This is a genomic window from Bacillota bacterium, assembly GCA_012518215.1.
GTDB lineage: Bacteria > Bacillota > Dethiobacteria > DTU022 > PWGO01 > JAAYSV01.
Genome location: JAAYSV010000001.1, coordinates 1 through 3,468, shown reverse-complemented (window position 1 = coordinate 3,468; position 3,468 = coordinate 1). Strand labels below are relative to the sequence as shown.

4 protein-coding genes are annotated in these 3,468 nt (G+C 49.3%); all 4 read left to right on the top strand.

Translation table 11 applies throughout. The annotated features are described in order from the left end of the window. A partial coding sequence (ruvB, locus tag GX364_00020) for a Holliday junction branch migration DNA helicase RuvB (protein NLI69238.1) occupies window positions 1-872 on the top strand: 872 nt, incomplete at its 5' end. Window positions 873-944: 72 nt separating this feature from the next. Continuing rightward, window positions 945-1,148 (top strand): DUF2905 domain-containing protein, encoded by a 204-nt coding sequence (locus tag GX364_00015; protein ID NLI69237.1) that lies wholly within the window; start codon window positions 945-947, stop codon window positions 1,146-1,148. 60 nt (window positions 1,149-1,208) lie between these two features. Further along, on the top strand, window positions 1,209-2,222 hold the full coding sequence (gene queA, locus GX364_00010) for a tRNA preQ1(34) S-adenosylmethionine ribosyltransferase-isomerase QueA (GenBank protein ID NLI69236.1): 1,014 nt from the start codon (window positions 1,209-1,211) through the stop codon (window positions 2,220-2,222). 57 nt (window positions 2,223-2,279) lie between these two features. Beyond that, a complete protein-coding gene (gene tgt, locus GX364_00005; protein NLI69235.1) occupies window positions 2,280-3,386 on the top strand; it encodes a tRNA guanosine(34) transglycosylase Tgt in 1,107 nt (368 codons plus the stop codon). The last annotated feature ends 82 nt before the right edge of the window (window positions 3,387-3,468 follow it).

Below are 3,468 nucleotides of genomic sequence, written 5' to 3'. Positions count from 1 at the left end.
AGTCCCTGGACCATGTTTTGCTTTATGGCCCCCCCGGACTGGGTAAAACCACCCTGTCGCATATCATATCACATGAAATGGGTGTGAATATCAAGGTCACTTCGGGGCCGGCACTGGAAAGACCGGGGGACCTGGCTTCATTGCTGACCAATCTTGAATCGGGGGATGTTCTCTTTATCGATGAAATACATCGATTGAACCGCTATGTTGAGGAAATTCTCTACCCGGCAATGGAAGATTCGGCGTTGGATATAATAATAGGCAAGGGGCCTGGAGCCCGTTCGCTGAGGCTGGAACTGCCTCCATTTACCCTGATCGGAGCTACGGTGCGTGCCGGTATGCTTACATCACCCCTGCGCGACCGTTTCGGAGTCATAGAAAGGTTGGACTTTTACGAAATTGACGATATTATCAAGATAATCAAGCGATCAGCAAAGATTCTAGGTTTAAAAATATCGGAAGAGGGGGCCCATGATCTGGCCCGTTCATCCAGGGGAACACCCCGTGTTGCCAATCGCCTGCTGCGGCGGGTGCGGGATTTTGCGCAGGTGAAAGCTGCAGGAGATATAACCGCAGAAGTAGCCCGTCAGGCCCTGAATATGCTCGAACTCGATCGATACGGGCTGGATGAGATTGACCGTCGCCTGCTGGAAGTAATAATTGAAAAATATGATGGTGGCCCGGTAGGAATCGATACCCTGGCAGCGTCTATCAGTGAGGAGACGGAGACGATAGAGGATGTCTACGAACCTTACCTCATGAAACTGGGATTTGTCAAGAGGACCGCCAGGGGGAGAGTGGTGACCAGGGAGGCATATCGTTACCTTCATTATCCCGAGCCTCTCGATGAACAGGAACGCCTGTTTGATTGAAATCGCAATTTTGCCTATCAAACTGCAAGATTGAACCGGGAGGTGCAGGAAAGAGTGTTTGACACGGGCACGCTGGGCAAGATGTTGCTGGTTGTCGGGGTACTGATTGTTCTGATGGGGCTCATCTTTATCTTTCTCGGCCGACTCGGGTTGGGCCGCCTGCCCGGAGATATAATTGTTGAAAAAGGAAATTTTGTCTTTTACTTTCCCCTGGTTACATGTGTAGTGATAAGTATCATCCTGTCTTTCTTGATACGTGTTTTTTTCAGGCACTAAAACAGATAGGTGGCGGATCAGATAAAAAAAACAACATCATCCCATGATTCTCTTTATAGTCTGGCTCAATATGACTACCTGCTGCCTTCGGAGCTGATAGCACAGGAACCGTTGACAGATCGCGATCAATCGCGACTACTGGTTTACAGGCGTAAAAGTGGTCATATTGAACATTCAACTTTTCAACAATTACCCGCCTTTCTGGAAGAAGGAGACCTTCTTGTTCTGAACAACACGAGGGTAATACCGGCACGCCTGATCGGCAAAAAACCGGATACCGGCGGTAAAGTTGAAATTTTTCTATTGAACAAACATGCAGATGGCAGATGGGAAGCGCTGGTCAAGCCTGGTCGGAGGGCACTTCCGGGAAGCACCGTTGTTTTTGACGGCCTGGAAGGGGTTATAGAAAAAATATTGGATAGCGGTCATCGCCTTGTATATTTCAAAGAGGAAAAACAGCTGGAAAACACGCTCAATCTTGTCGGGAAAGTGCCTCTGCCGCCATATATAAAAAAAGAGTTGAAGGATCCTGAAAGTTATCAGACCGTTTATTCCGAAATAGAAGGATCCGTAGCGGCGCCGACAGCCGGGTTCCATTTCACCAGGGATCTATTCGAAAAACTTGAATACCGGGGTGTTAGCCGGGTCTTCCTGACTTTACATATAGGTGCGGCCACATTCAAACCGGTTAAATCCGATGACATCAGGGATCATGAGATGCACATGGAATATTATACTATCCCTTCAGACGCTGCCAGGGAGATCAACCGGACCGGAGACAGGGGGGGCAGGGTTATTGCCGTAGGTACCTCTTCCTGCCGGGCCATGGAATCCCTTGTTGATGAGAAGGGGCAACTCGGGGAGGGAAAAGGACAAACGGATCTATTTATCTATCCGGGGTATTCATTTCAGATCACCGATGCCTTGCTGACCAATTTCCACCTGCCCCGTTCCACCCTGCTGATGCTGGTAAGTGCTTTCATGGGCAGGGACGAGGTTATGCGCCTTTATCAGGAGGCTATTCTGAAGAGGTATCGGTTTTATAGTTTCGGGGATGCAATGCTCATCTTGTGACCAACATTTGACACGCTATTTTGACTGATATAAGCTGGTAATGTTTGGGGAGGTAACATGCCGGTAAGATTCAAAATCATTAAGAAATGCTCAACTACTTCTGCCCGCCTGGGGACCATAACCACGCCCCACGGCCATATCGAAACGCCTGCCTTTCTTCCCGTGGGAACTCTGGGAACGGTAAAGACCATCTCGCCGGAAGAACTCGGGGAAATAGGTGTGCAGATGATACTGAGCAACGCCTATCATCTTTTTCTGCGCCCCGGGGCGGAAATAATTGCGCGCCACGGGGGATTGCACCGATTCATGGCATGGCCCAACCCGATCCTGACCGACAGCGGGGGGTTTCAGGTTTTCAGTCTGGGGGATTTTCGAAAAATCACCAATGAAGGGGTAACATTTCGTTCCCATCTGGATGGATCAACACATTTCATGACCCCGGAAAGAGCAACGCTCCTTCAGAATATCTTTGGAGCGGACATAATCATGGCTTTTGATCAGTGCCCCCCATATCCCGCCAGCCATGCAGAGGTGGAGGAAGCAGTGCGCAGGACCACACACTGGGCAGAACGTTGCAAATCGCAACACCTGCGCCGTGACCAATCACTCTTCGGCATCATTCAGGGGGGTATATACAGGGATCTCCGGGAACGAAGTAGCCATGAACTTCTGGAGTTGGAGTTTCCCGGATATGCTATCGGGGGGCTCAGTGTCGGCGAACCGAAGGAATTGATGTACGAAACATTGGAACATACGATCCCCCCGTTACCGGAGGATCGCCCTCGCTATCTGATGGGGGTAGGTTCACCCGATGCGCTTCTGCAGGGGGCCAGGCTTGGTATAGATATATTTGATTGCGTTCTGCCCACCAGGATGGCTCGCAACGGAAGGGTATTCGTGAACGATGGCTATCTGAACCTGAGAAACGCGGCATATGCATCGGATATGCAGCCGATTGAACCAAAATGCAAGTGCTATGCCTGTCAAAATTATTCCCGCTCGTATCTTCGCCATTTGATCTGTGCCAACGAGATTCTGGGATTCAGATTGACGACGTATCATAATCTTTATTTTTTGGAAAAATATATGCTAGGGATAAGAGCGGCTATAAAAAATGATGATTGGAGCAGGTGCAATACGTTATGGGAGGGTAGGAAGGTTTAAAAAAACAACAGAAAGGAGTGTTACGGATGCCGGGACTTGAAAACCTGTCCATGTTTCTGCCTTTTATACTGTTACTGGTTCT